General features: G+C 60.6%; 22 protein-coding genes. 2 read left to right on the plus strand and 20 right to left on the minus strand.

Annotated elements, in window-relative coordinates; all coding sequences use genetic code 11:
• Positions 1-11: 11 nt before the first annotated feature.
• The gene (locus ACFO3S_RS06845; protein WP_378093686.1) at positions 12-200 is read right to left on the minus strand and encodes a DUF896 domain-containing protein; all 189 of its coding nucleotides are present in this window, start codon (positions 198-200) and stop codon (positions 12-14) included.
• A 202-nt stretch (positions 201-402) separates the two neighbouring features.
• A complete protein-coding gene (locus ACFO3S_RS06850) occupies positions 403-807 on the minus strand; it encodes a LysM peptidoglycan-binding domain-containing protein (protein ID WP_378093688.1) in 405 nt (134 codons plus the stop codon).
• Positions 808-969: 162 nt separating this feature from the next.
• Between ACFO3S_RS06850 and lexA the strand changes: the two genes are divergently transcribed.
• Entirely contained in the window at positions 970-1590 is a 621-nt protein-coding gene (lexA, locus tag ACFO3S_RS06855) for a transcriptional repressor LexA (RefSeq protein ID WP_378093690.1), read from the plus strand.
• A 734-nt stretch (positions 1591-2324) separates the two neighbouring features.
• Here the strand turns inward: lexA and glnA are convergent.
• The 18 genes from glnA to ACFO3S_RS06945 all read right to left on the minus strand — a co-directional run bounded on the left by glnA (position 2325) and on the right by ACFO3S_RS06945 (position 25359).
• Positions 2325-3653, minus strand: coding sequence for a type I glutamate--ammonia ligase (gene glnA, locus ACFO3S_RS06860; protein ID WP_378093692.1), 1329 nt, complete (start codon positions 3651-3653; stop codon positions 2325-2327).
• Positions 3654-3680: 27 nt separating this feature from the next.
• Positions 3681-4094, minus strand: coding sequence for a MerR family transcriptional regulator (locus ACFO3S_RS06865; RefSeq protein WP_378093694.1), 414 nt, complete (start codon positions 4092-4094; stop codon positions 3681-3683).
• Positions 4095-4195: 101 nt separating this feature from the next.
• Complete coding sequence (locus tag ACFO3S_RS06870; protein WP_378093696.1) at positions 4196-5467, minus strand: methionine gamma-lyase family protein; 1272 nt, start codon at positions 5465-5467, stop codon at positions 4196-4198.
• Positions 5468-5495: 28 nt separating this feature from the next.
• On the minus strand, positions 5496-6791 hold the full coding sequence (gene hflX / locus ACFO3S_RS06875; protein ID WP_378093698.1) for a GTPase HflX: 1296 nt from the start codon (positions 6789-6791) through the stop codon (positions 5496-5498).
• A gap of 18 nt (positions 6792-6809) precedes the next feature.
• Positions 6810-7799: an AAA family ATPase gene (locus ACFO3S_RS06880; protein WP_378093700.1), complete on the minus strand. Its 990-nt coding sequence runs from the start codon at positions 7797-7799 to the stop codon at positions 6810-6812.
• 72 nt (positions 7800-7871) lie between these two features.
• Positions 7872-8504 carry a SanA/YdcF family protein gene (locus tag ACFO3S_RS06885; protein ID WP_378093702.1) on the minus strand — a complete coding sequence of 211 codons (633 nt, stop codon included), beginning with the start codon at positions 8502-8504 and terminating at the stop codon, positions 7872-7874.
• A 33-nt stretch (positions 8505-8537) separates the two neighbouring features.
• The gene (locus tag ACFO3S_RS06890) at positions 8538-9098 is read right to left on the minus strand and encodes a ribonuclease FAU-1 family protein (protein WP_378093704.1); all 561 of its coding nucleotides are present in this window, start codon (positions 9096-9098) and stop codon (positions 8538-8540) included.
• A gap of 226 nt (positions 9099-9324) precedes the next feature.
• Positions 9325-11862, minus strand: coding sequence for a transglycosylase domain-containing protein (locus ACFO3S_RS06895; RefSeq protein ID WP_378093706.1), 2538 nt, complete (start codon positions 11860-11862; stop codon positions 9325-9327).
• Between the two features lie 195 nt (positions 11863-12057).
• Positions 12058-12300: an RNA chaperone Hfq gene (gene hfq / locus ACFO3S_RS06900; RefSeq protein WP_378093708.1), complete on the minus strand. Its 243-nt coding sequence runs from the start codon at positions 12298-12300 to the stop codon at positions 12058-12060.
• Positions 12301-12329: 29 nt separating this feature from the next.
• A complete protein-coding gene (gene miaA / locus ACFO3S_RS06905) occupies positions 12330-13319 on the minus strand; it encodes a tRNA (adenosine(37)-N6)-dimethylallyltransferase MiaA (RefSeq protein WP_378093710.1) in 990 nt (329 codons plus the stop codon).
• Complete coding sequence (locus ACFO3S_RS06910) at positions 13312-14088, minus strand: class I SAM-dependent methyltransferase (protein ID WP_378093712.1); 777 nt, start codon at positions 14086-14088, stop codon at positions 13312-13314. The genes miaA and ACFO3S_RS06910 overlap by 8 nt, the downstream gene beginning before the upstream one ends.
• Positions 14085-16043 (minus strand): DNA mismatch repair endonuclease MutL, encoded by a 1959-nt coding sequence (mutL, locus tag ACFO3S_RS06915; protein ID WP_378093714.1) that lies wholly within the window; start codon positions 16041-16043, stop codon positions 14085-14087. Before mutL ends, ACFO3S_RS06910 begins: the two co-directional genes overlap by 4 nt.
• Positions 16044-16086: 43 nt before the next feature.
• Complete coding sequence (locus tag ACFO3S_RS06920) at positions 16087-17508, minus strand: S41 family peptidase (RefSeq protein WP_378093716.1); 1422 nt, start codon at positions 17506-17508, stop codon at positions 16087-16089.
• Positions 17505-20174, minus strand: coding sequence for a DNA mismatch repair protein MutS (gene mutS / locus ACFO3S_RS06925; RefSeq protein WP_378093718.1), 2670 nt, complete (start codon positions 20172-20174; stop codon positions 17505-17507). The genes ACFO3S_RS06920 and mutS overlap by 4 nt, the downstream gene beginning before the upstream one ends.
• Before the next feature lie 265 nt (positions 20175-20439).
• Complete coding sequence (locus ACFO3S_RS06930) at positions 20440-21999, minus strand: putative amidoligase domain-containing protein (protein WP_378093720.1); 1560 nt, start codon at positions 21997-21999, stop codon at positions 20440-20442.
• Between the two features lie 189 nt (positions 22000-22188).
• Entirely contained in the window at positions 22189-22752 is a 564-nt protein-coding gene (locus tag ACFO3S_RS06935; protein WP_378093722.1) for an outer spore coat protein CotE, read from the minus strand.
• 95 nt (positions 22753-22847) lie between these two features.
• Entirely contained in the window at positions 22848-23819 is a 972-nt protein-coding gene (locus tag ACFO3S_RS06940; protein WP_378093724.1) for an aromatic acid exporter family protein, read from the minus strand.
• Positions 23820-23829: 10 nt separating this feature from the next.
• A complete protein-coding gene (locus ACFO3S_RS06945) occupies positions 23830-25359 on the minus strand; it encodes a carboxypeptidase M32 (RefSeq protein WP_378093726.1) in 1530 nt (509 codons plus the stop codon).
• A 123-nt stretch (positions 25360-25482) separates the two neighbouring features.
• Here ACFO3S_RS06945 and ACFO3S_RS06950 point away from each other — a divergent pair, with 123 nt between their 5' ends.
• Positions 25483-25818: an iron-sulfur cluster biosynthesis family protein gene (locus tag ACFO3S_RS06950; protein ID WP_378093728.1), complete on the plus strand. Its 336-nt coding sequence runs from the start codon at positions 25483-25485 to the stop codon at positions 25816-25818.
• The last annotated feature ends 17 nt before the right edge of the window (positions 25819-25835 follow it).

Here is a 25835-nt window from a genome sequence, read left to right on the forward strand (position 1 = left end):
CCTGTTTATCTTTAGTGCTTGATCGGGGGTTCGTCGACGATCTCGATCCGATCCAGCTCTTGACGGAAGTTGTTTTTGAAGATCGATAAATATTGTTTGCGAAGGCGGTCGCGCTCCGCAACCTCTTGCTCGCTCAAGCCCTCGTTTTTGCTTTTTCGGGACAATTCGTTAATCCGGTTAATCAACTGATCCATCTCCATCGGTGTCTCACTCCCCTTTTCGCATCTTCTCTACTTTGCCATTTTCGCGGACGGCTTGTCAAGAACGCTCGACAGCGGTTTTTCGAGCTCTCTTTCTCTATTGGCGGAAGAATCCGGACGCGCCGATCCGAAGCAATAAAAAGAGGACAAAAACGCAAAAAAGGACCGGAACGCCGGTCCTGGCCACAGCCTGCATCGTCACTCAAGGTAATAGGTCAGCGGGGAAAATAAGGTCCTGTCCGCTCCGCAAGTCGGGACCCGAGAGTCCGTTCCTCTCCATCAGAACATGAACGGCTTGGCGCGTGTCGAGGGCCGGATCCTTGTACGCTCTCGCCAGCTCCCACAGCGTATCTCCGCTTTCCACCGTGACGACGATCTCCTCGCCGGAAGCGGGGGCCCGTTCTCCCGAAGAAGCGAACGTGCGCATCAGCGTAAGTCCGCTGAACAGAATTAGGAAAGCCGTCAGCACAAACAGCGCTCTGGCCGCTTTCCAATTCATCGATCTATGATCAGGCTTCGCCGGACAAGCGGGAATTCCCCGCGTCGCGTCGCGTTCGTGCCGTCTTGCAGCGGAAGTCGTATCAGCCGGAATCCATGCATGGACCATGATAACCCACCCCAAACGTTTGTTCTGGTGTTATCGTAACACGAACACATGTTCATGTCAACGAATTTTCGGAACATTCGTTCTCTAGAACGAATGTTTGTGCGAACTCGGGTTCTGTGTTATAATTTGTCATCATGAGCTTTTTTATAGGGAGGGTTTGGCGTGACGAAAATGTCCAGCCGTCAGAATTCCATACTTGAATTCATTAAGAACGAAGTCCGCGATAAGGGCTATCCTCCTTCCGTTCGCGAGATCGGAGAGGCCGTGGGGCTCGCCTCCAGTTCGACCGTGCACGGCCACCTCGATCGCCTGGAGAAGAAGGGCCTGATCCGCCGGGATCCGACCAAGCCCCGCGCCATCGAGATTCTCGACGACGACGATCCGGTTCAGCAGCTATCGGCTTCGGTGCGCCCGGTCCCCCTTGTCGGCAAAGTGACCGCAGGCGTGCCGATTACCGCAACCGAGAACATCGAGGAGTATTATCCGCTGCCCGTATCCATGGTCGGAGATCAGCCGGTATTTATGCTTTCCGTTAGCGGAGAGAGCATGATCGAAGCCGGCATTCACGACGGCGACTATGTGATCGTCCGCCAGCAGCCGACCGCCGTCAACGGCGACATCGTCGTGGCGATGACCGACGAGCACGAGGCAACGGTCAAAACCTTCTACAAGGAACGCGATCACATTCGCCTGCAGCCCGAGAATGCCAGCATGGAGCCGATCCGGCTCCACAACGTCAGCATTCTGGGCAAGGTCATCGGACTGATCCGCTCCTTCCACTAATTCGCTCGGCAAGCCCGAACAAGGCAGCCCCGGCAGATCTCACTGCCGGGGCTGCCTTGTTCTGATTTGCCTGCCGCGTTTTTTCCGCGAGAATTCTCGACGCCATCCCCCTGCTCCCCAAACTTCTCCAGCTCGCCGTGTCCCTTCGGCTCGCAAATTTGCACATTGGCTTCCAAGGAAGGAAAAAGATGAAAAACGTCGAATGATAGGTCTGGGAGGGGAAGCAGGTCGAAATCCGTATCCCGGGGCCGCGATCTGGTTCCCAAGCCGAACTAGCGCGCATTTCATGACACCAGCGGGGGTCGGACGACTCGCCGGGCTCTCGTTTTCCTGGAGGTTGAGAACTGAAATATTATCTCGCATATAACGGGAAACGCGTCAACGTACCGCTATCGAGAGATGAGGCCTTTAAGCTGCTTTTCGAGACCAAAAGAGCCATTAAAGGATTAAGCGTTATGGTCTATGACGACAACGGCAAATTTATTCGCGAAATCGGAAGAAGATCGAAGTAGCGGCGCTCGCACGGTCATGATCTCCTTTCGTTCATCATATCAGTTGCCCGGGAGAACGGCGATTCGGGGCGGGGACGAGGGCCGCCGCACTTGCGCCGGACGAGGACGGGCCGATCGATCCCGCATGAGACGCAAAATAACGGGGGCGAGAAGAAGGGAACGGCATCCGCCCGATTTCCCTTGCTCTCGCCCCCGTCTTCAGAGGCTAGCTGTTATGGAGACTTAATAATGCGTCAAATACTGATCGCGCTCCCACTGGTGGACTTGCGTCCGGTACATGTCCCACTCGATTTCCTTCAGCTCGTAGAAATGAGTGAGCGCATGGTCGCCGAGAGCGTCGCAGATAACGTCGTCCCGCAGCAGTTCCGCCAACGCTTCCTTCAGGTCGACCGGCAGGCTTGGAATGCCTTCGTCGATCCGCTCCTCCTCGCTCATCACGTAGATGTTCCGGTCCACCGGAGCCGGGGTAGGCAGCTTGCTGCTAATGCCGTCCAATCCCGCCTTCAGCATGACGGCCAACGTCAAATACGGATTGGCGGCCGGGTCCGGGTTGCGGACTTCCACGCGGGTGCTGAGACCGCGGGAGGCCGGAATGCGGATCATCGGGCTGCGGTTGCTGGCGGACCAGGCCACATAGCACGGCGCTTCATAACCCGGGACGAGACGCTTGTACGAGTTGATCGTCGGATTCGTAATCGCCGCGATCCCCCGCGCATGCTTCAGGATGCCGGCCATAAAATGACGGGCTTCGCTGCTCAGTCCCAGCTTGTCGCTCGGGTCGTAAAAGGCGTTCTCGCCGCCTCTGAACAGCGACAGATGGCAGTGCATGCCGGAGCCGTTCATGCCGAACAGCGGCTTCGGCATGAACGTCGCATGCAAGCCGTGCTGGCGGGCGATCGTCTTGACGACGAGCTTAAACGTCTGGATCTGGTCGGCCGCTTTCACCGCCGACGCGTACTTAAAGTCGATCTCATGCTGGCCCGGAGCGACCTCGTGGTGGGAAGCTTCGATCTCGAAGCCCATCTCTTCCAGCGTGAGCACGATATCGCGACGGCAGTTCTCGCCTAGATCGGTCGGCGCGAGATCGAAATAGCCGCCCTGGTCGTTCAGCTCCGTCGTCGGATTGCCCTTGTCGTCGGTCTGGAACAGGAAAAACTCCGGCTCCGGTCCGACGTTCATCGTCGTATAGCCCATCCGTTCGGCCTCTTCCAGCGCACGCTTCAGAATGCCGCGCGGATCGCCCGCGAACGGAGTTCCGTCCGGCATGTACACATCGCAGATCAGACGGGCAACCTTGTTCTCGGTCACCCACGGGAAGACGACCCAAGTGCTCAGATCGGGGTACAGGTACATGTCCGACTCCTCGATGCGAACATACCCCTCGATGGATGAACCGTCGAACATCATTTTGTTGTCAAGCGCTTTTTCCAACTGGCTGACCGGAATTTCCACGTTTTTGATCGAACCGAGCAAATCCGTAAACTGCAGCCGAATAAACCGAACGTTCTGTTCCTTGGCGATCCGGGTAATATCTTCGCGTGTGTAGGTCATGACAGCCTCCTAAAGCATGAGAATGAATTATTTGTTCTTGAAAAATCGGGAAAGCTCCCCTTGAATCAAAGACACCTGGCCCGGACGTTTGCCCTGCATCAGCTGCTGCTTCAGCATTCGGTGCAGCTGGGAATCGCTCAGCTCCCTCCGCTTCACTTCGGACACTTCGTTAATAATCGTTCCTTCGTTCTCGTCCTGCCCGACCGGATTCATGACCTGCTTGATCCCCGCGATGTTGACGCCTTTCTCAATCAAAGCCTTGATTTCCATCAGACGCTCGACGTCGTTAAAAGAAAACAAGCGCTGATTGCCGTCCGTGCGCGCGGGCTGAATCAGTTCGTGCTGCTCATAATAGCGAATTTGGCGGGCGGTCAGGTCGGTCAGCTTCATTACGATGCCTATCGGAAATAACGCCATATTCCTGCGAATCTCGTCGCCCATCTCATACCAACCTTCCAACTTGACGTGTTGTTATTGAAATCACTTTCATTGTACCTGCCTCCCTAAAACATGTCAAGGAATGTAAGGTTTTTGGAAGTGATTCACGACAAAAATCCGCGGGCCCACAGCTCCTTCAAGGCGAGCTTGACGGCAAACTTCACATGAGCGTAGGTCAATCCGCCCTGCATATAGGCGATGTACGGCTCCCTGACCGGCGCGTCGGCCGACAGCTCCAGACTGCCGCCCTGGACGAACGTTCCGGCCGCCATGATCACCGGATGCTCGTAGCCGGGCATCGCCCAGGGCTCCGGCACGACATGGGCGTCCACGGCCGCCGCTTTCTGGATTGCCTGTACGAAATGGATCAGCGGCTCTTCCTGCGCGAAGCGAATAGCCTGAATCAGATCGGTCCGCGGATCGTTCCAGCGCGGATGAGTGTCGAACGCCAGCTTCTCGAACACCGCCGCGGCGAACACGCTGCCCTTTACGGCTTGTCCGACGAGCAGCGGCGCGAGAAACAGCCCCTGGTAAATCGATCTCGTCGTTCCGAGCATCGCTCCGACTTCCCCTCCGATGCCCGGGGCGGTCATTCGGTAGGCGGCCAGCTCCACGAGACGCTTCCTTCCGGCGATATAGCCGCCGCTTGCGGCCAATCCGCCTCCCGGGTTTTTGATCAGGGAGCCGGCGATCAGATCGACGCCGACGTCGGTCGGCTCCTTCTCTTCGGTAAACTCGCCGTAGCAGTTGTCCGCGAACACGATCGCATCCGGCTTCAATTGCTTAAGCCGCGACGCCATCTCTGCGATCTGTCCGATCGTAAACGAAGGCCTCCAATCGTAGCCGCGCGAGCGCTGAATGGCGAACACCTTCGTCTGCTCGCTCGTCGCATCCGCGACGCCCTCCCAATCCACGCCGCCATCCGGCAGCAGCGGCACGATCTTCGTCGTCACGCCCCAGTCGGCCAGCGAACCCAGTCCGTCTCCGGGCTTGCCGATCACTTTGTGCAGCGTGTCGTACGGCCGTCCGGTAACGAACAGCAGTTCGTCTCCCGGCCGCAGACAGCCGAACAGAGCCGCCGATATCGTATGCGTTCCCGATGCGAAATGCGGCCTGACGATAGCGGCCTCCGCTCCGAAGACGTCGGCGTAGACGAGGTCCAGCGTTTCCCTGCCGCTGTCGTTGTACCCGTAGCCGGTGGACGCGGCGAAGTGATAATCGCTCACCCTGTGCTTCTGGAACGCCCGAATGACCTTCCACTGATTGTTCTCCGCGATTCGATCCAGCCGGCGAAAGACGGAATGGATCCGTTCCTCGGCCGCTTCCTCCCATTGCTCCCATTGTTGCTCGAAATCCGAGAAGTCCGATGCCTGCATGATGATCTCTACGTTCCTTCCCCAGTTCTTATTGCGTATCCGAAATGCGGTAATCTCCCAATTCGCCGCCGGCTCTCTCCATGTCCGCGGCATTCAGCCGAACCGACAGCAGCAAATAATCCTCGTCCGCTTCCCGGGCGGTCACTTCCCCGACTCGATAAGCCAAGGACGCCAGATCCCCTCTCGACGCGGGAATCCGGAACGTCGCGATCTCTCCGAGAATCCGATCCTCGATCGCCGCTCGCAGGCGAGCCATATCCTCCGGATCGAAGGAGCTGACGCGGATCGCGTCCGCCCCTCCGACCAGCGCCCGGTCCGACAGCTCGGTCAGCAGGTCGATCTTGTTGAATACGGTCAGCGTCGGTTTTCCGCTCGCGCCGAGCTCCCGAAGCACGTCTTCGACGACGGCCATCTGCCGTTCCCTCATCGGGGACGACGAATCGACGACGTGCAGCAGCAAGTCCGCCTGGGCGGCTTCCTCCAGCGTCGCCCGGAACGCCGCGACCAGATCGTGCGGAAGATTCTGAATGAAGCCGACCGTGTCGGTCAGCACGACCTGCTTGCCGCTAGGCAGCTCCAAGCTGCGCGAAGTCGGATCGAGCGTGGCGAACAGCTTGTTCTCCGCCAGGACGTCGGCGTCGGTCAACTGACGCAGCAGGCTCGACTTGCCGGCGTTCGTATAGCCGACAAGGGCGACCTGCACCGCGCCGACCTTGCGCCTGCGCTCGCGGTGCAGATTGCGGTGAGCGGTCACCGCTTCAAGCTGACGCTTCAGCTCGGTGATCCGCCTCCGAATATGGCGACGGTCCATCTCCAGCTTCGTTTCTCCGGGACCGCGAGTGCCGATTCCGCCGCCCAGCCGGGACAGGTTTTTGCCGTGTCCCGACAAGCGCGGAAGCAAATAGGTGAGCTGGGCGAGCTCGACCTGCAGAATCCCTTCCCTCGTCTTGGCCCGCCCGGCGAAAATATCGAGAATCAGCTGCGTCCGGTCGATAATCTTCAGATCGAGCGTCTCCTCCAGATTGCGGACCTGGGCGCCTGTCAGCTCCTGATCGAAGATCGCCGTCGTAGCCCCGTCCCGCAGCGCGATATCCCGAATCTCCTGCGCCTTCCCTTTGCCGACGAAATACCTGTTGTCCGGCGCGTCCAAATTTTGCATGACGGAGCCGACGACCGCGACGCCCGCCGTCTCGGCCAAGGAAGCCAGCTCCGCGAGCGATTGCTCGGGATCCGCTCCGGATCGTCTGACCTCGTCCGTCACCAAGCTGACGAGCAAAGCTCTCTCCTGGCTTGCCGTTTCCGTATCGTATGCGCTTTGTCTCATCCTTTTCCCTCATTCCGCTTAGGATTGCAAGCCCCGGACATCCTCCGGCCGCAGCGCCATCAGCTCCTGGCGGCCCGGCGACGCGGCCGGGTGCTGCGACAGCAATCGAACCGCCTGATAGCGGATGGCCCGCTCGAGAACGTTCCGGACAAATCTGGCATTGCTGAAATCGCAGACCGCCTCCGCCTTCTCCTGCACGAGCAGCTGTCTGAGCTTGTAGACGGTTTGCGGCAGCAGCGTATAATCTCTGTCCTTCGCCATGCCTTCAGCGATCTGGATCAACTGGTCGACCGAATAATCCGGGAACGTCATCTGAATCGGGAACCGGGACGGAAGCCCCGGATTCGTCATCAGGAAAGCTTCGATCTCCAGCGTATAGCCGGCAAGTATGAGCACGAACTGGTTTTTGTAATCCTCCATCGCCTTTACCAGCGTATCGATCGCCTCTTTGCCGAAGTCTTTCTCCCCGCCGCGCGCGAGACTGTACGCTTCGTCCACGAACAGAACGCCGCCCAGCGCCTTTTTGACCAGATCCCGGGTTTTCTGAGCCGTATGCCCGATATATTCGCCGACCAGATCGGCCCGCTCCACCTCCACGAGATGGCCCTTCGACAGCAGTCCCATGCTCTGGAACAGCTTTGCCAGCAGGCGGGCGACCGTCGTCTTTCCCGTGCCCGGATTGCCTTTGAAGATCATGTGATAGACGTGCGCCTGAGCCTGCAAGCTTGCCTCGCTGCGGTAGTTCATAATTTGAAGCAGCGCGTAGATTTCGTAGACAAGCTCTTTAATGTTGTCCAGCCCGACCAGACGATCCAATTCCTTCTGCCAGTCCGACCAAGGGCCGGATGGGGGCAGCGTTCTTAGACTGCCCGATGGATCGGCCGGGCTTGCATAGCCGTTCGTCGCTTCCTGGTCCGCATTGCGCAGAACGATGTTGATCTGCCGGGAGGGACGAGCGGAAGAGGCGACAGCCGTCTTGACATCCGATGCGCCCGCTTTAGCGTTCATCAAGCTTCACCCCATGAACTTGAGTCGACGATTAGCCGCAATACCAATGTATTCCGTCCGTCCGATCCCTAGTCATAGGAACAGCTTCATGCCGAGCCACTTCGTATAGGCCAATACCTCGCGCGCCTGATGGTAGGTCACGTTCAGCACGCGGGAATCCGTCACGCTCACCTGTACGGGCGACAGTCCGATCGTTCTGGCGATGTCGGCCGCTCTGGAGCCGTGATAACGGTGCGTCACGATGACGGCCGTCCGCCACTCGTGGCTTTCCATAATGTCCCGGGCGTAAACCAGATTCTCATACGTGCTTCTGGACAGCGTGTCCATCCGAATCGCCGAGGAAGGCACTCCCTGGGCCACAAGATAGTTCCGCATGCCTTCCGCCTCGGTCAACGTCGCGCCGCCGTCGTCCAGCCCTCCGGTCACGATAAAATGCTCGAACGCCCCCTGGCGGTATAGCTCGATCGCCAGATCAAGGCGCTCCTTCAGACCGGGGCTTGGCGCGTCGTTCCACAATCTGGCGCCGAGCACGATGCCGACGTCCGACGGAATCGGCTTGCCGTCCCCGGGAACGCCCTCGAACCGAACGATCGCCGCGTAGAGCGAGAGGCACCAGACGAGCAGCGCGACCGCGCCGATCGCCGCCAGCGCCAGCGCTCTTCTCATCCGCTTGCCGCGCCCGGCCGGTTTTACGACAGGCTCCATGCCGTCCCGACTCCTTTCGCCGCTGCTGTCCCGTCATTCCGCGCCTTCGCCCCAGCCCAGCTTATGGAGAAGCAGCCGTCGATGCTGCCGGCTCAAATCGAAATACGGGAATTTGTTTTGCCGAATCAGCTCCATCAATCGGGAGGCCGTTTTCCGAGCCATCGCAGAGTCTCGAGGCGTAATCTCTCCTTCCTCGAGCGCCTCCTCCAGCTCGTCCTCGTCCAGCAGAAGCTTCTCCCCCGTCGGGAGAACGACGATATCCAGAAACAGATCGTCGAACCACGGAACCTGCTGGTCCGTCAAGCCTTGAATTTTGCAGATGTCGATATACCATTGAACGACTTGCCCTCTGTCGTCAAACATCGTCGTAACGACGAAATGCTCTCCCTTCGGGAAATGCTGCATCCACAAATACCCTCGGTCCGCCAGGCACATTTTCCTCCCGTTGTATTCCTTCCACAGCGGGTCGCGAAGCTCGTGAATCTGATACATCGTGACAAACCCTCTGAATTGGGGGTCGTCCATCGGCACGCATGCGTAGCTTCTCTTTAAAATCCGCCGCCAATTGGCACGATCCGAAAATTTACGTTTCATTCACGACTTTCCTTTCCGTCCGCTTAACGTTTGTAAGCTCATTCGCGTCGCACAGTGCCGTTAGGCGTCCTCAAACCGCTTTGCCGCATGGCAACTCCATATAAGCAAAGCTTACCACAAGTTGTCTTCGCGAACCAGTTTGCCCCCTTCGGGCGGACGGCCCCGCGCGCGAAGAGGACGATGTCCGGCTTTCTCGGCCGGCATCGCCCTCTTCTTATGCTTGTATTCAGGGGGTTAAGCCCGTCAGCGGAACGATCCCATCGTCCGAGATCGCTCCGTCCGGCGGAAGATCCTGGCCGGGGCTTTCGACCGGCGTCGTCGGCGGGTTCTCGTCCGTCTGGAGAGGAGGAGTAGGCGTCTCGCCGGGAACCTCGATCGGCGGCTCGAGCGGCTCGAGCGGCTCGAGCGGCTCTCCAGTCTCCACCGGAGGAACGGTCTCCCCGTCCCCCTCCTCCGGAGGCGGCGGAGTCTCCATCCCCGAAGTCACCGTAATCGTCATCTGCTCGGAGGGCGGGCTCTCCAACGACTTCGACGCTTGGTATGCCGTTACGTAATAGGTGTACGTCATATCCGGCAGAATGGCCAGGTCGTCGTATGCCGTGCCGTCGGCAACATCGGCCAGCAGCCTGAACTCCGCTTCCGAAGCCTCCTTGCGGTAGATCCGGTAGCTGACGCCTTCGCCCTGCACCGCAGACCACATCAGCTCGACGCTGACCGACTCCGGAGAATAGCCGACGATCAGCCCGCTGACGGGATCCAACAGCTCCTCCTCTTCCTCCTCCTGCACGCCTGTCGGCACTGGAAAGCTCTTTTTCTCGTATTTTTCCAGCACTTGCGACATGACGGCGGAGAACATCGCCGCAGCTTGGCCGCTGCTTCCGTCGAGCAGATGGTCCTTATCGGTCTTGTCGTAGCCGAACCAGACGGCCGCCGTCAGCTCGGGCGTATATCCGACGAACCAGACGTCGCGGTTTTTGCTCGTCTTCAGGTTCGGAATTCCGGCTTGCGTCGTTCCCGTCTTGCCGACGACGGTCCGCCCGCTGATCGCCGCCCTCGTGCCCGTTCCGCCCTTCTGGACGACGCCTGCGAGCATCTCCGTCATATAATGGGAAGTGCTCTCTTTCATGACCTGATCGGGCTTCGCATTGAATTCATAGATCGTCTTGCCGTTCACGTCCTCGATCTTCATGACGCTATGCGGCTCGTACAGCTTGCCGCCGTTGGCGAACGCCGTGTACGCCCGGGCCATCTGGAGCGGCGTCACGCCGTTCGTCAGCCCGCCCAAGGCGATGGACAAATTGCGATCCTCGCTGCCAAGCTCGATGCCGAGCTTTTTCGCGAACTCCAGCCCTTTGCCGATGCCGATCTCGTTCAACAGCCAGACGGCCGAGACGTTGCGCGACTCCTTGATCGCCTGACTCATCGGAATCGGACCCAAATAAGCGTTGCGATTGGAGTTCGAAGGGCAGTAATCGCCGTAGCACTGCTTGACGTCCTGAACGATCGACCACGGATAGAAGTTGCCGGAATCGAGCGCCGGACCGTAATCGATAATCGGCTTGAAGGAGGAGCCCGGCTGTCTTTGCTTCACGGCGCGGTTCCAGCCTTGAGCCTGGTAATCTCTGCCGCCGATCATCGCGACGAGCGATCCGTCGTGCTGATTCATAATGACCATCGCGCCCTGGACCTTCTGTTCGTCCACGCTTTTCTCGAACCGCTCGTCGTTGGCGAACTCCTTCTCGGCGATCGATTGCGCCCTCGTGTCGAGCGTCGTCGTAATTTTGTAGCCCGCGCTGCGCAGCTCCTCCTCGGTCAGGTTCGTTTTCTCCTGAGCTTCATCCAGCACGTAATCGAGGAAGGCCAAATACTTCTCGTCCACTTGGCTCGCCTTGGAAGGCTTGTAGACGACTTTGCCCGCAGCCTCCTTCTCCTGCTCGCTGATGAGCCCTTGATCGTACATCAGCTTCAGTACGACTGCGCGGCGCTCCATCGACTTCTCCGGATTGCGGATCGGATTGTAGGTGTTGGGCGCCTTCGGCATGGCAGCCAAGGTCGCCACCTGCCACAGCTCCAGATCGTCCAGATTCTCCACGTCGAAGTAGTATTTCGCTGCCGTCTTGATGCCGTATTGGCCTTTGCCGAAGTAGATCCGGTTCAAATACAGCTCCAAAATCTCCGGCTTCGTCATCTTCTGCTCCAGCGCCAGGGCGATGGACGCCTCCGTGCCCTTGCGGAAAAGCGTCTTGTCCGCGTTCAGGAACAGATTTTTGGCCAGCTGCTGCGTTATCGTGCTCGCGCCCTCGACCGCGCTTCTGGCGATAATGTCCTTGACGAGCGCGCGCCCGATGCCCAGCAGGTCGACGCCGTTATGCTCGTAGTACCGCTTATCCTCCGTCGCGATGAACGCGTCCTGCACCAGCTTGGGAATTTCCGAGATCGGGGCGAACTCCCGATTGCCCTCGTGGTTGTACAGCTTGGCGACTTCGTTCCCGTTTCTGTCCACGACGATCGAAGCTTTATCCAGATTCAGTTTGTTGATATTGGCGTTAAGAATGCGTTCCCCGTTCAGGATGACGAGCAAATAACCGACGACCGCGCATACGAGCGCGACCAGCGCGACGAAGAACAGCCACACGAGAAAGAGCTTTTTCTTGCCCTTGCGGGGACGCTTGCTCTTCCCATTCCCGTTTCCTTTGCCTTTTCCGCCGTTCCTGCCGCTTCTCTCCATGCTGCCAGCTCGGCTTGAAACTGTCGAATGGCTCATTTTGTCTCCCCCTCTATCCGTTTCTCTCTCTGTTTTTGTCATACAGTCCCGGTTCAACCTATATCGTCTCTAATCTGCCCAGCCTAATAAAGAAAGAACAACCCGGTTCGCGGGTTGCCCAAGTGCCGGCCTATTCTTTTAGACGCTAATGGCTGGGGAAAAGTTTCACTCGGCCCTCGCCGCGAGGACGGCGGATTAACTGTCCGCTCCGCTGTCCTGCTGCATCAGAGAGACGTTGCGCTGCGGCATAAACGTGCTGATCGCATGCTTATAGACCATCTGCTGGCGTCCCTCGCTGTCGATTACGATGGTGAAGTTGTCAAACGCGCGAACGATGCCGCGAATTTGAAACCCGTTGGTCAAATAAACAGTGACCGGAATGCTGTCTTTGCGAAGTTGATTAAGAAAGGTATCCTGGATGTTAATGGACTTGTTCATTGGCCGCAAACCCCCATCGCCACAAATATTTATGAACAAATATATTCAATATCAATCTGAAACTTTCCTGCTATTATAGCACAGATCCGTTCGAAAAGTGCGCTGTTTTTTGCATCGCCGCCCGCATCCACCCATTCGAGTCCCTGCATGTGACGAAACCAGCTCAGCTGCCGCTTGGCAAAATGTCTCGTGTCGCGCTTCAGAATCGCGACCGCTTCCTCGTAGGAGGTCTCCCCGGCCAAGTAAGCGGCGATCTCCTTGTAGCCGAGTCCGCGCATCGAGACGGCGCTTCTCGGAACGCCTCGCTCCAGCAGCCCGCGCACCTCCTCGACCAGGCCGGCTTCAAGCATAAGGTCGACCCGCCGCTCGATCCGGCGGTAGAGCTCTTCCCGATCCATCGTCAATCCGATCAGGCACAGCTTGTAGGGCGAGCGCTTCTCGTCGCCCCGGGACTGGCTCTGCGCTTCGGAGAGCGGCTTTCCGGTTAACCGGAACACTTCGAGCGCCCGGACGATTCGCCCCTCGTCGTTCGGATGGAGCTTGGCCGCCGTCGCCGGATCGACCTTCGCCAGCTTGTCGTGCAGCGCCTGCGCGCCCTTCTCGGCGGCGTACGCCCTCATCTCCGCCCGGAAGGCTTCGTCCGCTCCGATGTCCTGGAAGCGGAAGCCGTAACAGACGGATTCCACATATAATCCCGTCCCCCCCACGATAAAAGGCAGCCGGCCGCGGCAGTGGATCTCCCGAACGGCTTCGGTGCACAGACTTTGGAACTCCGATACGGAGAACGGATAGTCCGGCTCGCGGATGTCGATCAGATGGTGCGGCACGCCCTCCATCTCCTCGGGCATCAGTTTGGCTGTGCCGATGTTCATCCCGCGGTACACCTGCATCGAGTCTCCGCTGACGATTTCGGCGTTCAGCGCCTTGGCCAGCTTCAGGCTGAGCGCCGTTTTGCCGACGGCCGTCGGGCCGACGAGCACGAGCAGCGGAGGCCGCTTGTCTTCCTCTGCGTTAGTCAATATCGATCACTCCGTAAGCGACGGCGGTCGAAGACGATTTGGCCACCCGGAAGCCGAGCTGCTCGAACCTTCCGCTGTCGCGATGGTCTTTAAGGACGACTCTTCTGCGGGCGACCCGCGCCGCTTCCCGGACGGCTTCCCGCGTGAGCGGACGGTGAACGGCCAAGCCGCGCAGCGGGCCGATCGCGCTGGAGGCGGTCACCGGCTTCTCGAACATCGGGTCGAAATATACGACGTCGGCACTGTCGTCCTCCATGCGAGGCAGCCAGTCCTCGTAGCGGGCATGAATCGCCTCGATCGCCCGCATCGCCCGGTCGGCCTCGGGAATTCCGGATTCGTAAGTCCGCAGCCCCTCCCGCACGACGAGATGCACCTTGTGCACCGCCTCCAGCGCCGTGACTTTTCCGGATTCGCCTGCGGCATAGCTGAGCACAAGCGAATCCGAGCCTAGCCCGGCCGTGCAGTCGATCACCGTATCGCCCGCCCTGACGCCGGACACCGAGAGCAGCGAATCGGTTCCTCCCGCAATCAGACTCTTGATCCGGACAAGCGCCATGCTTGGATGAAAATAAAACGCCGGCCCATCCGCCGCGGTCAGCTTCGTGTCCTGGGGGCCGACGACAAGCGTTTCGGTCGCGCCGGCGGCGGCCTGCAGCGCGCGAATCGTTCGGGTTCCTCTCGGGACGTAGACGGCGCCGAGCTCCTCGGCGAGCCGAAGCGCCCGCTCGATCGTCCGGCCGGAAGGACGCTGCGATGTCGTTACGATCAAGACGTCACCCGCTTAAACATTTTTTCGAGCTCGTACGTGCTGAAGCTGACGACGATCGGCCTGCCGTGCGGACACGTATACGGCTGCTTGCAGGCGGCCAGACGCTCCAGCAGCTTCTCCCCGGATTCGCGCGTCAGCGCCTGGTTCGCTTTGATCGAAGCCTTGCAGGAGCACATGATCGCCGCCTTCTCCCTCAGCACCCGGAGATCGACGCTTTTCTCCTGAATGATCCACTCCGCCATCTCGCGGACGACCGCCGCCTCGTCGCCTGAAGGAAACCAGTGCGGCACAGCCCGTATGATAAAGGTATTGCCCCCGAAGTCCTCCATATATACGCCCGCGCTCTCGAATGCGGCGAGTCTGCCCCGCAGAACGGCGCATTCGTCCGGCGCGAACTCCAGCGTAACCGGAAGAAGCAGCTCCTGGCTCGCCTCCTCCGGTCGGCCGAACTTGTCGTAATAATATTCGTAATGGATGCGCTCATGGGCGGCATGCTGGTCGATCAGATACAGCCCGCCCGGGTTCTGGGCGACGATATAGGTGCCGTGCAGCTGCCCGATCCAGACGAGCTCCGGGAACGCGGGAACGCCCGGAGGGACGCTCGGCGCGGCGAACGCGCTCTTCCACACCTCGGAAGGAATCGGCTCGGCGGGCTCGGCTGCCGGGAAAAGCGGATCCGCCGCGCTCCTGGCCGAACGCTCCGGCGTCCGGACGCCGCGGTCCGCTGCGGCCGGCTGCCAATCGTAAGCGGCCGCCGCCTCCTTCACAGCGGGTTGGGAGCGATCGCCCTCCCCCCGCTGCGTGGCTGCGAAGCGGCCCGCCTCCGGCGGCGGCTCCGGCAGAGGGGCCGCCGTCGGTTCGACCTCGAGTTTATCCTCCTTGGCCGGCGGCAGCTGAAAGCGGATCTGCTCCTGCACCCAGACGTTCGTCTTCGGCGTTCGGGCAGCCGCGCCCGAAGGGATGTAAGTTTGCCCGCTCAGCGCCTTCTTGATCGCGCTCTCCACGAAGGCGCGCAGCTCGGCCTCCTTGCTGAAGCGCACCTCCAGCTTGGCGGGGTGGACGTTAACGTCCACGAGCGTCGGATGCATTCGCAAGTCGAGCACGGCCAACGGATAGCGATGGAGCGGAAGCAGCGTATGATACGCCTGCAGCAGCGGCTGCAGGACCGCCTGACTGCGGACGTAGCGCCCGTTCACGAGCACGGTCAGCGCATTGCGGTTGGCTCTCGTCTCCGTAGGCATAGCGGTCAGGCCGGAGAGCGAGTAATCCGGACTCTCGTCCCGAACCTCGATCATCGCCTTCGCCGAAGCCGTTCCGTAGATCGCCGCCACCACCTGGCGAAGATCGCCTGTTCCCGGCGTGCGCAGCAGAACGTTGCCGTTGTGCGCGAACGTGAACGCAATATCCGGCCTGGCCAGCGCCTGCCGGTATACGATATCGGACAAGTGGCCCAGCTCCGTCTGGATCGTCTTCATATATTTCAGACGCGCGGGCGTGTTGTAGAAAATTTCTTTGACGACCATCTCGGTGCCCTTGGGGGCGTTCGTCTCGCGATTGGCGACGACGGCTCCGGCCTCGATCTCGAGCAGGCTTCCCAGGCCGCTGTCGTCCGTCGCGCTGACGCATTTCACCTTGGCCACCGCCGCGATGCTCGGCAGCGCCTCTCCGCGAAAGCCGAGCGTCGCGATCTGAAACAAGTCTCTGTCGGTGGAAATTTTGCTGGTGGCGTGCCGCTGAAAGGCGACAAGCATGTCGTCGGGCTGAATGCCGCTTCCGTTGTCCGCGACTCTCAGCAGCTGGAGGCCGCCTTCTTCCGCCGAGACGTCGATGCGGCTCGCGCCGGCGTCGACCGCGTTCTCGATCAGCTCCTTCAGGACGGAGGCCGGTCTTTCCACGACCTCTCCGGCCGCGATCTGATTCGCCAGATGCTCGTTCAGCGGGCGAATGATGCCCATATCGTCGACCTCCTTCTCGTGATCGTATTCCCGGAAGCCGCGCTTACCGGGAGCCCAGCTTCAACGCGTCGCCGGAGGAAGAGAAGGTGACGCCTTCGAACCATTTCGCCAGCAGGCGGACGTCGATGCTCGTGCGACCGTCCTTGACGTTCACGCGAGGATCGGACGCCTTAATCGTCTGCTTCTGGCTGCCCTTCGCCAGCGTGTAGGTGCGGCTCTTCGCGTCGTACGTCAGCTTTGCGCCGGCGATCGACGCGCCCAGCTTCAAGTTGACGTACCATTGATTGCTGATCTTCCGGAAGGCTTCCGGCTGCGAGAAGCGGAGGCCGTTAACCGTCAGCACGCCATTGTGCCAGCCGACGATCAGCTTCTCCCCTCCGGCAAGACGGAACGCGCCGATCAGCTGCTCGGCCGCCCCTTCGAGAACGACGTTCGGAGACAGCCCGACCTGGTCCACCTTTTTTCCTTTTGGCGTGTAGTATTCCTGGACCGTCATTTTCAGCACGCCGCCGCTCTTGAGCGGCATGAGCGACTGAACGACGCCTTTCCCGTACGTTTTCGTTCCGACCAGCTTCGCCACGCCGTAGTCCCGCAGCGCTCCCGAGAGCAGCTCGGACGCGCTCGCCGTATTGCCGTTGACGAGAATGACGACCTCGTACGGCCTGGACGTCCCCGAGATGGAGAGCGGCTGGTCGTTGCCGTCGCGGTCTCTCATATGCGTCAGCACGCCTTCCTGGACGAACAAGCCGGCGATCTCCTGCGCGGCGTTCACATAGCCTCCGCCGTTGTTGCGCAAATCCAGCACGAGAGAGGTCAGTCCGTTTTTCTCGAGCTTCTCCAGCTCGCGCTTCACCTCTTTGCCCGATTCGGACGTAAAGCTGGACAGCGCCAGATAGCCGATGCCCTTCTCCAGCATTCGGGCGGCGACGACTGGCACGTGCACCGGTTTTCTCGTGATCTTGAACTTAAGCGTCTTGCCTCCCCGCAACACGGTCAAGGCCACTTCCGTTCCTTCCTCGCCGCGAACGACCTTCTGGATGTCGGCCATCGTTTTCCCTTCGAACGATTCGCCGTCCGCCGAGACGAGCAGATCGCCCGCCTGAACGCCCGCCAGCGCAGCCGGACCTTCCGCGAAGACGTCTTCGACGTAAACCTTGCCGTTGTTCTCCGTCATAACGATGCCGATGCCGACGAACGTCTGCTCCAGCTCCGTGCTGTAAATCTTCCACGCCTCATCGTCGAAATACTCCGTATAAGGATCGCCCAAGGACTCGACCATCTCTTCGATTTCCTTGTTCGCCAGCTCCGAATCGTCCGGGCCCTTCAGATGATACGTCTCGAGAAGCTGGCGCACCTCCTCGATCTGCTGGGAACTGGCCCCCAGCGCAGCCGGCACGTAAACGAAAAATAGCGAAAATGCCAGCAGCAGTGCGGCAGAGCGTCTCAAATTCCTGATCAGGTTCATGGGGTTTCCCCGCTTTCCGTCAATTGGTTTCTTGCGTCGTTCAACCATTCGAGCGCCTGCATCGGCGTCATTCTCATCACGTCCAGCTTCCTCAGCTTCTCCAGCACCTTGTCTCCCGCCGCCGGTCTGGCCGGCTTGACGGGCGGCGCCTCTTCGGGAAACAGGCTCAGCTGGACGACCGGCTGCGGAGACGGCGCTCCGCCGGCCGCCGCAGTCTCCCGAACCGTCTGGATGCGCGGATCGATCGGCCCGGGACGAGACGGCGCCTCTCCCGCCGTCCCGCGATCGTTCAGCAGCGAATAGGCCCGGCCGACGATCGTCTCCGGCAATCCGGCCAACTGCGCGCAATAAATCCCGTAGCTGGAATCCGCAGCCCCCGGGACGAGCTTGCGCAGGAACGTAACGCCGTCCGCGCTCTCCCTCACCGCCATGCAGCCGTTCCGCAGCCCCGGCAGCGACGACTCGAGATGGGCCAGCTCGTGAAAATGGGTCGAGACGAGCGCCTTGCAGCCGATATGATCGTGAACGTATTCGATGACCGCCTGCGCGATCGCCATCCCTTCGTCCGTCGAGGTGCCCCGGCCCAACTCGTCGATGATGATCAGACTGCGCGCCGTCGCCTGCTCGGTCATAATCTGGATGTCCTTCATCTCGACCATGAACGTGCTCTGGCCGCCGACAAGATCGTCCGCCGCCCCGATTCGGGTGAAGATTCGGTCGACGAACGGCAGCACCGCCCGGCGAGCAGGCACGAAGCAGCCGATCTGGGCCATGAGGCAGATCATCGCCACCTGGCGCATGTACGTGCTCTTCCCGGCCATGTTGGGGCCCGTGATGAGCAGAATCGGTCCGCCTTCCGCCGTAAGCGAGGTGTCGTTGGCGATGAACACGCCGTTCTCGTTCACCGATTCCACGACCGGGTGACGTCCCTCCTCGATGATCAGATCGTAGCCGTCCCCGTCGGTCCAGCTAGGGCGCGTATACCGCTGCTCCGCGCTCGCCTCCGCGAACGATTGCAGCACGTCCAGCGCGGCGACGCTCTCCGCGAGCCGCTGAAGCCGCGGCATCTGGCCCGAGATCCGGTCGCGCAGGGCGACGAACGTCTCGTACTCGAGATCGAACATCCGATCCTCCGCTTCCAGAATGAGCGCTTCCTTCTCCTTCAGCTCCGGCGTGACGAACCGCTCGGCGTTGGCGAGCGTCTGCTTTCTCTCGTAGCGGCCTTCCGGCAAACTCGCCAAGTTCGCGCGGGTCACTTCCAAATAGTAGCCGAACACCTTGTTAAAGCCGATTTTCAGCGACTTGATGCCCGTCGCCTCCCGTTCTCGGCGCTCCAGCTCGGCAATCCATTGCTTGCCGTTCTGGCTTGCCTCCCGCAGCTCGTCCAGCTTGGCGTCATAACCGGAACGAATGAGACCGCCGTCCCGCAGCGTCGTCGGCGGCTCGTCCGCGATCGCCGCCTCGATGGCGTCGGCGATATCCGCACAAGCGTCCATGCTCCGAGCGAGCGAATCGAGCGGGGACGCGTCCAGGCTCGCGCACAGCGCCTGAACGGCGGGAATTCGCCGAAGCGAGTTTTTGAGCGCGTTCAGATCGCGCGCATTGGCCGTTCCGTAGGCGATACGGCCGGCCAGACGCTCCAGGTCGTACACTTCTCCGAGCTCGTCCCTCAGCTCCTTGCGCTTGATCCAATCCCGATTAAGCGCTTCGACCGCATCGAGCCTGCGCTCCGCCTCCTCGCGGCTAAGCAGCGGCTGATCGATCCAGCGCTTGAGCAGGCGCGCGCCCATCGCCGTTCGAGTGCGATCCAGCAAGCCGAGCAGCGAGCCCTTGCGCGAGCGGTCGCGAATCGTCTCGGTCAGCTCCAGGTTGCGCCGGGTGAACGCGTCGAGCGACATGTACGCTTCGGTGTCGTAAGCTTTAACGGAGCGCAGGTGGGCAAGCGAGCGTCTCTGAGTCTCTTCCAAATAAGCGATCAGCCGCGCCACCGCCTTCTGACGGACCGGTTCGTGCGCGCTCCACGCTTCCTCCGGAAATTGCGTTCCCAGCCTGTCCGGCTCGGCCTCCTCGCGAACCGTCGTCGACAGGGAGCGTCCGGCGGGCTGCAGCGCTTCTTGAATCGCCGCGATCGCCTCCTCGTCGCCGACCGCTTCCGACGGGCGGTAGACGTTGAGCACGTTGTTGATCGCTTCCGGCGACTGGGCGAACGAAGTCAAATAGAGCTCTCCGGTCGTCAAGTCGCATGCGGCAATGCCGAGACGCCCCGCTTGCGAAGCGGCCCCGACGATGAAGTTATTCGAGGCGTCTCCGACCAGCTTCGCGTCCATCACCGTTCCCGGCGTCACGATGCGGACGATCTCCCGCCGGACGACGCCTTTCGTGCTGGCCGGATCTTCGACCTGCTCGCAAACGGCGACTTTATAGCCTTTCTCTACCAATCTCGCTATGTATCCTTCGGCGGAATGATGCGGAACGCCGCACATCGGCACCCGTTCCTCCTGGCCCGCGCCCCGCCCCGTCAGCGTAATCTCCAACTCTCTCGATGCGGTGATCGCGTCCTCGAAAAACATTTCGTAGAAATCGCCCAAGCGGAAGAACAGCAGGGCGTCCTTCGCCGTCGCTTTGACGGACAAGTATTGCTCCATCATCGGGGTGTATCCAGCCATCGTCTTCCTCCCGGTATTTGCAGCTGCGCGTTGTTCAGCCGTTCGATATCCTTTCATTATATCAAAATATCAAAACGGAAACAGCCGGGACAGCCGGCGCGGAAAATAGAATAGAGCCGCCGACAACGGTTTCTTCCGGGGCCGGCCGCCTTCTTCCTCCGCTACTTTAAAGACGCGAACAGCCCCCCTTTAGTTGCGCTCGGGTTCGGAAGCGCTCCGAAGTTAGCGCGGTCCGCCGCTTCTCCGCGCAAGCCTCTGCTGACGATCATCGCACCGGAATCCGCCATTTCGCGCGGATATCCGCATGCTCGTTCCAGGTCCGCCCTCGCCCGATTGCGTCGAACACGAAGTCGATCGGCTCGCGGTAAGCCGCATAGCCGCCCGTCGCGGCTATCGCCCGATATACCCGTTCGACCGCGGCAAGCAGCGTCTCGCGTTCGCCCTCGTAGAACGCCTCGCGCACCCGCTCATCGTCCAGCGGCCGGCCACTGGCCGCCAGCTCTCGCGAATGCTCGGCCGCCACTTTCGCAAGCGCGAATACCCCGAGCGCAAGCCTCGGGGATACAAGCCAGCTCGGCGGCGTGCGGTACTCGAAGCCGCCGTGCGGCTGCCGCCGGGCGTCGCCCAGCGCGCCGTAACGCGGACGGCGCCTTCCCGCACCCGGCGGCTCCAGCAGCCGGAGCGGCAGCGCCACGGCGTTGTCGAGCGCCCGCAGCCGCTCGCCGTGCAGCGCCGCCCCGCTTACATGCACGTGCCCGCCCAGCGGCACGCCCGGAACCGGCAAGGCGCCGGCGCGCCACGACAGTCCGGAGCCGGCGGTACGGTCGGACGCCTCTCGCAGAAGGCCATGCAGGGCGGCGGCCAGCTGCGACGGCTCCGGACAGGGACGCGGACGGAGCTCGACAAGCGGCCATATTTTCTCGCCGCGCACGCGCATCGAATCGCAGCCGGTCTCGCCCCCGTAAGGGAAATAGCGGGAAGCGGGAACGACGCGGCCGGCTGCCGAGAGCAGCACGAACTCCGGATCGGCGCCAAGAACCGTCCGCACTCCCCCCTTTTCGGTCTCCGCAGCCCATTCGGCGGCGAATCGGCCCGCCGTCTCCCGCCATCGGCGCATCCCCTCCGGCGTGCGCAGCAGCAGACGCGTATCGAAGCCCGTTACCGCAAACCGGCCCTGATCGCTCATCCGCACATCGACTTGTCCAAAATCGAGGCCCAAGGCGTAGATCGCGCGAACGGCCAGCTTCTCCGCCGGCTTCCATAGCGCATGCTCTTCGGAGATCGCCATCCGGGAAGCGGCTGCTTCTACTTTCTTAATCCCATTCATGAATTCGCTGCCGTTGCCCGCCCTTCTGATCTCCAACGCCGCCAAGCCCCATACCGCAACAGTTAAAGACATGCCTCCGCCCTGCTCGCCGATCCGCGCCGATACGCCTTCGCGCCGCAGCCGCCTCTCCAGCTCCCGGCCGGTTAGCGACTCGACTTCGGAGGCTGCCGCGTTCATGAGCCAAGGGGATACCGACGAAGCGCCATGCGACTCGGACGTTTCGGATGCTCCCGACGCTCCCGACGGTCCGGACGCTCCCAACGCTCCCGACGTTTTCGCCGCTCCTGCCTCTCCCCGTTCGCCCGGTTCTCCCGGCTTGCCGAGTTTGCCCGCCGGATTCCCCGTCCGCCGACCGGCCGCCATCACGCAATCGTTCGGCCCGGCATCCGCCGACGTCAGCAGCAGAGGAACGCCCGCCTCGCGAGCGAGCTCCTTCCATGCGCCCGCCCCCGCGCCTCCGGCGATCCACATCTTCAGCGCTCCCGGCCGATTCTCCATCCGTCTCCCCCCGTCCAAACACGGGAAGGGCCGTCCCGCAGGCGGCGCGTGAACGCCGAAGCCGAATGACCCTTCCCCATGTTCGCTCCTGCTGAAAACAGGCTTATCCCGTTGTTTCGACAGGGCATCCGCCCTCGACTTTTGATCCGCGTCCGCATAGACTTAAGTACCGGCCGATATCCGAACCGATCACAAATCGTCTTCCAGAAGATCGGAATCGAGATCTTCGAAATCCGCATCTTCGCCCACGCCGAAATCGACGTCTTTGACGTCTTCGTCGCCCCCGACCGGATCGACGAGTACGTACACCTTCGTCTCCGCCACCATTTCCACGGCGAATTCCCGTTCGACGCGGATAATGACGGAAGTGCCGTTGGAGCTAACCGTCGCTTCGACGCAGCTTGGCTCCTGCGTGGCGTCCGCGGAGACCTCTTCGGTGGAAGCGCGGTGCCTCGGATCGACGTACGACAACGGAACGTGCTCCACATAGGAGATCGTCTCTTTCGCTACGTCGGTTTGCGAGTTTTTGCTGAACGAATACCAGATGTTGATATCGTAAGACCCGATGACTTCGATTCCGTCCCCCGATTTCACCGCCTCATACTGGTGGTTGATGATCCACGCGCCCAGAATGCTGGTCGGGTGGTGCGGCGGCGTTACGGTGTGGGTAATCGTCGAGAACTTACGGCCTTTGCCGCAAACCGCCTTCGTGATGATTTCCCTGCGCTGCAGCCGTTTATCCGCAATAGCCATTTCGATAGACCTCCTCCATACGATCAAGTCACTTAAAGTCTATGCAGGACATTCGTCTAGAGTGACAAAAAAGTATGATGCATAGGCTTTACGTTTCATTGTATGATCGCTTGGACGGAAGTTGACTTTCGCTTTTTCATACGGGCGGCTACGCCGAGAAAACGCCTCAGCTCCCGGGACAGATGAAACAGCGCGGAGCGGATTTCGAATTCCTCCCGCGTCGACGGAAGAGGCAGGTCGCGAAAGCCCTTCTCCAGCTCCGTCAGCATTTTGTCGGTCTCGCCCTCGTAATACTCCGAACGGACGTCCAGCCGGAGCCGGTCGAACAGAACCGCAAGCAGCTCCGCTTGCGGGACATGCCTGGACACGAGCGCGATGCATTCCATCATCAGCTGAATCGACTCGAGCTGCTGCCGTCGCATCTGAAAATAGAGCTGCCACGGCTCGTCCTGCGGGATCAGACGATTTTCCCGCGCCCGCTTGGCAAGGGCGCTGCCCGCCTCGATCGCCGATTCCCCCTGCAAAATCTCGTCGCCGTCCCATACCGTATCCGGATTCCTCAGATGCTCCGCCAGTCTGCGGAACACTTCCGAGAACGCTTCCTCCGTCCGGTGGCGGAGTTCCGTCAGCGCCTTTTTCTCTTTCGGCATATAGACGAGGTTAAATACGGTCGCCCAGCCGAGGCCGATGACGAGAAGCGCGATCTCCGTGCCGATCGCATGCAGCGTTACCTCGCCGCGGGCAAACAGATGGAACACGATGACCGCTCCCGTCACGATGCCGTCCTTCAGTCCGGATCGGACAAGCAGCGGAAAAGCGATTAAAATGTATAGGGCGAGCACCCAAATGTGAAAGCCGATCCACCCGAACAGCATAGACGCCACGCCCAGCCCCAGGACGGAAGCTCCAAACCGGGCCAGAACGACGTTAATGCTTCGCCAGCGAGTCGACTCTACGCCGAGAATGGCGAGCAGTCCGGCCGACAGCGGGTTGTCCACGCCCAGCAGTAACGCGGTATAGATAGCCGTCAGGGCGGCCGCCGCCGTCTTAATGACCCGAAACCCCATCCGCACTCCTCTATTCCAAACGGTAGATATCCTTATATTTGTTTTCCAGATAGTCGCACAAGTAAGCGGACTGAAGCGGCTGGCCGCTGATCCGCTCGATGAGCTCGGAAGGCCGCAGCAGCTTGCCGTGCCGGTATACCTTGTCCGTTAGCCAAGCTTGAAGCGGCAGCAATCGGCCGGAGGCGACCTGTTCGTCCAGCTCGGGAATGTCCTGACGGGCCGCCGCCATCATCTGAGCGGCGTACATATTGCCCAGCGAGTACGATGGGAAATACCCGAACGCTCCTCCCGACCAGTGGACGTCCTGCAGCACGCCCAGCGCGTCGCTCGGCGGCCGGATGCCCAGCGCTTCCTCGTACTTCCGGTTCCACACCTCCGGAAGGTCCCTCGGACTTAATTCTTCATTAAAGAGCATTTTCTCGATTTCGTAGCGGATCATAATATGCAGATTGTACGTCAGCTCGTCCGCCTCGATCCGGATCAAGCTCGGCTCCACGACGTTGATGCCGCGATAGAACGCTTCCGCCGATACGTCGTCCAGCTGTCCGGGAAAATGCGCCTTTAACGCCGGCAAATAGTTCTGCCAAAATCCGAGGCTGCGGCCGATCATGTTTTCCCACAGCCGGGACTGCGACTCGTGAATGCCCATCGAGGTTCCCGTGCAGAGCGGCGTGTTCGCCAGCTCATCCTGGATGTTCTGCTCGTAGAGCGCATGGCCGCCCTCGTGAATCGTGCCGAACAGAGCGCTCGTCAAGTCCTCCGGCAAATAGCGAGTCGTAATGCGGACATCGTTCTTGTTCAGTCCCGTCGCGAACGGATGGACGCTCTCGTCTAGACGACCGGCTTCGAAGTCGTAGCCCATCTCCTTCAGAATAAGCTTGCTGAACTTCTTCTGGGCCTCCTTGTCGAACTCGCCGGTCAGGAACGATCTGTCGGGCTTGTTCGCCGACTTCGCGATCCGCTCGGCCAGCGGCACAAGCCGTTCTCTCAGCTCGCCGAACAGCCGATCCAGTTCCCCGGTCGTCAAGCCGGGCTCGTACATGTCCAACAGCGTATCGTAAGGCGTCTTCTTCACGCCCCACAGCTCGATAAACCGGCGGGTGTAGTCGACGATTTTCTCCAAATAGGGAACGAAACCCGCAAAGTCGTTGTTCTCCTTCGCCTCCTCCCATGCCGATTCCGATTGGGAGGTCAGAACGACGTACTCCCGGTACATGTCGGGCGGAATGCGCCGGTTGCGCTCGAACTCCTTCGTTGTCTCCTCGACGAGCCTCCGGTCGATCACGCCGAGCGACGCCTTCAGCTCCGGCTTGTTCAGCTCCTCCAGCAGCTCGCCCATTTCCGCGGACGTCGACAGCTTAAACGTCTCCGCGGACAGCGCCCCCACCGCCTCCGAACGCAGCTCGATTCCTTTGCGCGGCGCGCCGGTCCTCATGTCCCAATAGACCAGACCCAATATTTCCTCGTACTGTTTCATTCGACCCGTCAGTTCCCGAAATCGCTTCAGCGGCGACGATGCGGCCGGATCCGCGCTGCTCATGGGGATGCACAACCTTTCTTCCTGGATATTGTCATCTTGATCATACTCCCCGCAATCTTTATAATCAACTTACTGTTTGCTTGTCGGCGGGGATCCGAACAGGACGAAAAGGAGATAGAAGCCTTGATTATCGATTGGAGCGAAGAGGCGCTGGCCGAGCTTGCGGTCCGTTACGGAGAGAAGGCGCGAATATGGAAGCTGGTGTCGGATTCGGCGGGATGCGGCTGCGCGATGAACGGCGTTGCCGCCCTGTGGCTGATCGACGGCCCGGAGCAAGGCGACCTGCAGGCGGAGAGCAACGGCGCGGACGTCTGGTACGAGAAGCGCCATGAGATTTTTTTCGACGAGAGAATGCGGGTATCCTACGAGCCCTCGCGGAGGGCGTTCAAGCTGTCCAGCGACGGCCAGATCTACAGCAACCAGCTTCGGCTGGAAGACAGAAGAACGCCGGCCGTATAGCCGGCACGACCGCCGTC

The sequence above is a fragment of the Cohnella hongkongensis genome, assembly GCF_042654645.1.
Taxonomy (GTDB): Bacteria; Bacillota; Bacilli; order Paenibacillales; family Paenibacillaceae; genus Cohnella; species Cohnella hongkongensis.

Bases quoted from the DNA above. Each gene is read 5' to 3' on its own strand.
- ACFO3S_RS06895 (WP_378093706.1), bottom strand. From the start codon at position 11,862: ATGAGCCATTCGACAGTTTCAAGCCGAGCTGGCAGCATGGAGAGAAGC.
- ACFO3S_RS06885 (WP_378093702.1), bottom strand. From the start codon at position 8,504: ATGGAGCCTGTCGTAAAACCGGCCGGGCGCGGCAAGCGGATGAGAAGA.
- ACFO3S_RS06870 (WP_378093696.1), bottom strand. From the start codon at position 5,467: ATGCAGGCATCGGACTTCTCGGATTTCGAGCAACAATGGGAGCAATGG.
- glnA (WP_378093692.1), bottom strand. From the start codon at position 3,653: ATGACCTACACACGCGAAGATATTACCCGGATCGCCAAGGAACAGAAC.
- hfq (WP_378093708.1), bottom strand. From the start codon at position 12,300: ATGAACAAGTCCATTAACATCCAGGATACCTTTCTTAATCAACTTCGC.
- mutS (WP_378093718.1), bottom strand. From the start codon at position 20,174: ATGGCTGGATACACCCCGATGATGGAGCAATACTTGTCCGTCAAAGCG.
- ACFO3S_RS06850 (WP_378093688.1), bottom strand. From the start codon at position 807: ATGGTCCATGCATGGATTCCGGCTGATACGACTTCCGCTGCAAGACGG.
- ACFO3S_RS06935 (WP_378093722.1), bottom strand. From the start codon at position 22,752: ATGGCTATTGCGGATAAACGGCTGCAGCGCAGGGAAATCATCACGAAG.
- ACFO3S_RS06945 (WP_378093726.1), bottom strand. From the start codon at position 25,359: ATGAGCAGCGCGGATCCGGCCGCATCGTCGCCGCTGAAGCGATTTCGG.
- ACFO3S_RS06930 (WP_378093720.1), bottom strand. From the start codon at position 21,999: ATGGAGAATCGGCCGGGAGCGCTGAAGATGTGGATCGCCGGAGGCGCG.
- ACFO3S_RS06920 (WP_378093716.1), bottom strand. From the start codon at position 17,508: ATGAACCTGATCAGGAATTTGAGACGCTCTGCCGCACTGCTGCTGGCA.
- ACFO3S_RS06865 (WP_378093694.1), bottom strand. From the start codon at position 4,094: ATGGGCGACGAGATTCGCAGGAATATGGCGTTATTTCCGATAGGCATC.
- ACFO3S_RS06890 (WP_378093704.1), bottom strand. From the start codon at position 9,098: ATGAAACGTAAATTTTCGGATCGTGCCAATTGGCGGCGGATTTTAAAG.
- ACFO3S_RS06940 (WP_378093724.1), bottom strand. From the start codon at position 23,819: ATGGGGTTTCGGGTCATTAAGACGGCGGCGGCCGCCCTGACGGCTATC.
- ACFO3S_RS06880 (WP_378093700.1), bottom strand. From the start codon at position 7,799: ATGAACGCTAAAGCGGGCGCATCGGATGTCAAGACGGCTGTCGCCTCT.
- ACFO3S_RS06845 (WP_378093686.1), bottom strand. From the start codon at position 200: ATGGAGATGGATCAGTTGATTAACCGGATTAACGAATTGTCCCGAAAA.
- mutL (WP_378093714.1), bottom strand. From the start codon at position 16,043: ATGGGCATCATTCGCCCGCTGAACGAGCATCTGGCGAATCAGATCGCG.
- hflX (WP_378093698.1), bottom strand. From the start codon at position 6,791: ATGAGACAAAGCGCATACGATACGGAAACGGCAAGCCAGGAGAGAGCT.